The 5,073-nt window shown below is 74.1% G+C and carries 5 protein-coding genes and 1 pseudogene; 4 read left to right on the top strand and 2 right to left on the bottom strand.

What is annotated here, in order from left to right; genetic code table 11:
• From ACTB72_RS20400 to cobD, 3 genes and pseudogenes are all read left to right on the top strand, one after another.
• Positions 1–541 (top strand): annotated as a pseudogene (locus ACTB72_RS20400) (propanediol utilization protein); the annotation flags it as partial.
• 85 nt (positions 542–626) lie between these two features.
• Positions 627–1,568 (top strand): adenosylcobinamide-phosphate synthase CbiB, encoded by a 942-nt coding sequence (gene cbiB / locus ACTB72_RS20395; RefSeq protein ID WP_463038859.1) that lies wholly within the window; start codon positions 627–629, stop codon positions 1,566–1,568.
• The gene (gene cobD, locus ACTB72_RS20390; RefSeq protein ID WP_463038858.1) at positions 1,565–2,551 is read left to right on the top strand and encodes a threonine-phosphate decarboxylase CobD; all 987 of its coding nucleotides are present in this window, start codon (positions 1,565–1,567) and stop codon (positions 2,549–2,551) included. The genes cbiB and cobD overlap by 4 nt, the downstream gene beginning before the upstream one ends.
• On the opposite strand, the gene ACTB72_RS20385 is transcribed toward cobD, so the two are convergent.
• Positions 2,548–3,999 carry a cobyric acid synthase gene (locus ACTB72_RS20385; protein WP_463038857.1) on the bottom strand — a complete coding sequence of 484 codons (1,452 nt, stop codon included), beginning with the start codon at positions 3,997–3,999 and terminating at the stop codon, positions 2,548–2,550. The two genes, cobD and ACTB72_RS20385, sit on opposite strands and share 4 nt — an antisense overlap.
• A 221-nt stretch (positions 4,000–4,220) precedes the next feature.
• Here ACTB72_RS20385 and ACTB72_RS20380 point away from each other — a divergent pair, with 221 nt between their 5' ends.
• The gene (locus ACTB72_RS20380; RefSeq protein WP_463038856.1) at positions 4,221–4,412 is read left to right on the top strand and encodes a hypothetical protein; all 192 of its coding nucleotides are present in this window, start codon (positions 4,221–4,223) and stop codon (positions 4,410–4,412) included.
• A 16-nt stretch (positions 4,413–4,428) separates the two neighbouring features.
• Here the strand turns inward: ACTB72_RS20380 and cobO are convergent.
• Positions 4,429–5,073, bottom strand: a 645-nt coding sequence (gene cobO, locus ACTB72_RS20375) for a cob(I)yrinic acid a,c-diamide adenosyltransferase (protein WP_463038855.1), incomplete at its 5' end; no start/stop codon positions are given.

The raw sequence follows: 5,073 nt of genomic DNA, 5'->3' as shown, positions 1-5,073 counted from the left end.
CGCCGCCGCGGCCCGGGCTGCGGGCCGCGAGGCGCCCTCCCCCGAGGCCGCCGCAAAGATCTGCCTCGCGCAGGAGGGCGCCACCGATCCGCTGATGTTCGCCGCCCCGGCCGAGCGGCTCTGGGCCCCGCGGGCCGCCCGCACGCTCGCCCCCCTGCCGCCGCTGCCGCGCATGATCGTGGTCGGCGGTTTTCTCGGCCCGGGGCGGCGCACCGATCCGGGCGACCTCGACTTCGCCGACATCGCCGACCTGGCCGAGGCCTGGCCCGTCGCCTGCGCCCGCGGCGACCTCCCCGTCCTCGCCGCGCTCACGAGCGAGAGCGCCCGGCGCAACCTCGCCCGCCGCGGCGGGCCGGACGCGGCCGCGCTGGTCGCCGTCATGCAAACCCACGGCGCGCTCGGCCTCGTCGCCGCGCATACCGGATCCGCCCGGGCGCTGATCTTCGCGCCGGGCGCGGGCGACCCCGCCGGCGCCGCCCGCGCGCTGACCGAAGCCGGGCTGACCCGCGTCATCGCCTTCGCGCCCGGAGACGCGCCTTGACCGCCCCCGCCCGCGCGCCTACCGGATTTGGTAACCCTACCCGTGCCATCACCGCCGCCCACGCGCCGCGACAGGGAGCCCCGCGATGACCGCCGCCGTCATGCTCGTCGCCCTCATGATCGAGATCGCGGTCGGCTGGCCGGACCGCCTCGCCCGCGCCATCGGCCATCCGGTGATCTGGATGGGCGCGCAGATCGACCGGCTCGACCGGCGCCGCAACCACCCCGAGGATGACCGCGAGACCCGCCGCCGCGCCGGCGTCCGCGCCGCCCTGGTGGTGATCGCCACCGCCGCCGCCCTCGCGCTCTTCGCGCTGCTGGTGCTGCCCGGCGGGCCGGTCGGCGCGTTCGGGGCCGCGGTGCTGGCCTGGCCTCTGCTCGCCGCCCGCTCGCTGCACGACCACGTCTCCCCCGTCGCCCGCGCGCTCGAGGCCGGCGACATCCCCGCCGCCCGCATCGCCGTCGCCCGCATCGTGGGCCGGGACGTCAGCGCGCTGGACGAGGCCGGGATCGCGCGCGCCGCGCTCGAAAGCCTGGCGGAGAACGCGTCCGACGGCGTTTCCGCCCCCCTCTTCTGGGGACTGGTCGCCGGGCTGCCGGGGATCGCGGCCTACAAGGCCATCAACACCCTCGATTCGATGATCGGCCACCGGACCGAGCGGCACGAGGCCTTCGGCCGCTTCTCCGCCCGGCTCGACGATCTGGTGAACTGGATCCCGGCGCGGCTGACCGGGGCGAGCTTCGCGCTGGTCTCGGGCCGCCCCGCCCGGCCCATCGCGGTGATGAAACGCGACGCGCCGCGCCACCGCTCCCCCAATGGCGGCTGGCCGGAGGCGGCGATGGCTGCGGCCCTCGGCGTGCGCCTGTCGGGCCCGCGGGTCTATGGACGGCAGATGTCGGACGAGCCGTGGCTGAACCCGCGCAGTCCGGACCCGACCGCCGCCGACCTGCGCCGGGGCCTGAAGCTCTACCGGCGCGCGGTGTGGCTCTGGGCCGGCTGCCTGGCGCTGCTGGCGGTGCTGGCATGACCGCGGGCGGGCGCGACCATGGCGGCGACATCGCCGGGGCCGCCGCCCGCCATGGCGGCGCGGCGGAGGACTGGCTCGACCTCTCCACCGGCATCAACCGCCGTCCCTGGCCGATGCAGGCCCCGCCCGCGCCCGTCTGGCGCGCCCTGCCCGGCGCCGCGCTTTTCGAAGCCGCCGAAACCGCCGCCCGCGCCGCGTGGAGCGTGCATCCCGCGACCGCGATCCTGTCCATGGCCGGCGCTCAGGCCGCCATTCAACTGGTCCCCCGCCTGCGCCCAGCGGGCCGCGCCGCGATCCTGTCGCCCACCTATAACGAGCACGCCGCCGCCTTCGCCGCCGAGGGCTGGACGGTCGAAACCCCATCCGCCCCCGCCGCCCTCGCCGGCGCCGACGCCGCCGTGGTGGTCAACCCCAACAACCCCGACGGCCGGACCCACACACCGCAGGCGCTCGAAGCGCTCGCCGCCCGCACCGGCCTGCTGGTGGTGGACGAAAGCTTCGCGGATCCCGCCCCGGATGTCTCCCTGGTCCACCGCCCCGCCCGCCCCGGGCTGGTGGTCCTGCGCAGCTTCGGAAAATTCCACGGGCTGGCCGGGGTGCGGCTGGGCTTCGCGCTGGGCGCGCCGGAAGACATCGGGCGGCTGCGCGACATGGCCGGGCCCTGGGCGGTGTCGGGCCCCGCGCTCTGGGTCGGGGCGCGGGCGCTGGAGGATCGGGCCTGGGCCGCGGCGATGCGCGGGCAGCTCGCCCGCGACGCGGCCCGCCTCGACCGCCTCGCCAGGACCGCGCGCTGGACGCTGGTCGGCGGCACGCCCCTCTTCCGCACCTACGCCACGCCCGACGCGGAAACGGCGCGCGAGGCGCTGGCCCGCGCCCATATCTGGACCCGCGCCTTCCCCTATTCGAAGACCTGGCTGCGGCTCGGCCTGCCCGGGCCGGAACCGGAATGGGCGCGGCTGGAGGCGGCGCTGGCCGCGATCTAGCCCGCCTCCGCCGCCAGCCGCAGCAGGCCGTCGACATCCAGATGCGCCTCGAGATGGGCCGCGAGCGCGTCCAGCGCCTGCTCCACCTCCGCCCCGTAGGCCGCTCCGGACGGCGCGACGCCGAGCCGTTCGAGCCAGGCCGAACGGAACCCGTCCTCGGCGAAGAGCCCGTGCACATAGGTCCCCGCAACACGACCGTCGGGCGACATCGCGCCCTCGGCCCGGCCCTCGACCTCGAGGAAGGGACGCGCGCGATCCGCCCCCTCGGTCCGGCCGATATGCATCTCGTAGCCCGACACCGCCTGGCCGGAACCAAGATGGCGGGCGCTCACCCGCTCCAGCCGCTTTTCGGGGAGCATCACCGTCTCGACGTCCAGCAGGCCGAGGCCCGCGGTCTCGCCCGGCGCGCCCTCGATCCCGTCGGGGTCGATCACCCGGCGGCCCAGCATCTGGTAGCCGCCGCAGAGGCCGAGCACCCGGCCGCCGCGCCGCACATGCCCCGCCAGATCCACATCCCAGCCCTGCGCCCGCAGGAAGGCGAGGTCGGCGCGCGTCGACTTCGACCCCGGCAGGATCACCAGCGCCGCGTCGCCGGGCAAGGGCGCGCCGGCCGGGATCATTTCCACCGACACGCCCGACTCCAGCTTCAGCGGGTCGAGATCGTCGAAATTGGCGATGCGCGACAGCACCGGGCACACGATCCGCGCCCCGCCGCGCAGGGTGGAGACGACGTCGAGCGCATCCTCCGCCGGCAGCCGCGCCGCGCCCGGGAACCACGGAATCACGCCGTAGCCGGTCCAGCCGGAGCGTTCCCCGATCATCCGGTAGCCGTCGTCGAAAAGGCTCGGGTCGCCGCGGAACTTGTTGATCACGAAGCCGCGGATGCGGGCGGCGTCCGCCGGATCCAGCACCACGCGCGTGCCCACCACCTGCGCGATCACCCCGCCCCGGTCGATGTCGCCGACCAGCACCACCGGCACGCCGGCGGCCGCCGCGAACCCCATGTTGGCGATGTCGCCCGCGCGCAGGTTGATCTCGGCCGGGGAGCCCGCCCCCTCCACGATCACCAGATCGGCCCCGGCGCGCAGGCGGGCGAAGCTTTCCAGCACCGGCGCCATCAGCGCGGGCTTCATCGCCGCGTAGTCGCGCGCCCGGGCCGTGGCGATGCGCCGGCCCTGCACCACGACCTGGGATCCGGTCTCCGATTCCGGCTTCAGCAGCACCGGGTTCATGTCGGTATGGGGCGCGACCCCGCAGGCCAGCGCCTGCAGCGCCTGGGCGCGGCCGATCTCGCCGCCATCCACCGTCACCGCGGCGTTGTTGGACATGTTCTGCGGCTTGAACGGCCGGACCCGCAGCCCGCGGAGCGTCGCGGCCCGGCACAGGCCCGCGACCAGCACCGACTTGCCGACATTGGAGCCGGCGCCCTGGATCATCAGAACGGACATGCGAGCGCCTCCGCTTGCGGTGATGGCCGATGCGCCGCGGCGGGCGGACCGAGGCCGAAACGCGTGGCATTTTACTGGTTTCTCCGGGCCACCGTCGCCGATGACGCAACGACGCCCGAAGGCTGCCTGCAAGCGATTTCGGACGCCTACGGAACCGTTCGAATTGTCCGGAAACCGCCGCTTGCCGGCTCTGTCAGCCGGGGCTACCTGATTTTCGTGCGATGCAGCCTACACCGCATATCGACGAGGACATCGCGCAGGACATGGCCCGTGGCCGGCCCCTGCCCGCCCGCATCGCGCTGAAGAGAAACGGGACCATGAGCTTGCGGAAAATCGACCGGCTCATCGTCCTGGCCGCCGCCTGCCTGGCCCTCGGTTGCCTGAGCCTGCTCGTCGCGCTCGTGACCTTCTGATCCGGCTTCCCCGCGCTCAGAACTCCACCCCCGCCTGCGCCTTCACGCCCGAGCGGAACGGGTGCTTGATCAGCTCCATCTCGGTGACCAGGTCGGCCGCCTCGATCAGCGCCTCGGCGGCGTTGCGCCCGGTCAGCACCACATGGGTCATCGGCGGCTTCTCGTCGGCCAGGAAGGCCGCGACCTCGCCCGCGTCCACGTAGTCGTAGCGGATGGCGATGTTGATCTCGTCCAGCAGAACCATGCGGTGTTTGGGGTCGCGGATCAGCTCCTTCGCCTTGGCCCAGGCGGCCTGGGCCATCTCGATGTCGCGGGACCGGTCCTGCGTCTCCCACGTAAAGCCCTCGCCCATGGCGTGGAATTCGCAGAGGTCCGAGAACCGCTCCTGGATCAGCGCGCGTTCGCCGGTCGCCATGCCGCCCTTGATGAACTGGACGACCGCGGTCGGGTAGCCATGGGCGATGCACCGAAAGATCATGCCGAACGCGGCCGAGCTCTTGCCCTTGCCCTTGCCGGTATGGACGATGATCAGGCCCTTCTCTTCGGTCTTGGTCGCCATGATCTTGTCGCGCGCCGCTTTCTTCTTGGCCATCTTCATCGCGTGCCGCGCGTCGCCCGCCGGCGGCGCGTCGGCGGCCGCCTGCGGCGGCGCCTCGGGCGG

It is taken from the genome of Albimonas sp. (genome assembly GCF_055129145.1).
Note: the sequence above shows the minus strand (reverse complement) of the source record. Positions and strands in the feature narration are given on the sequence as shown.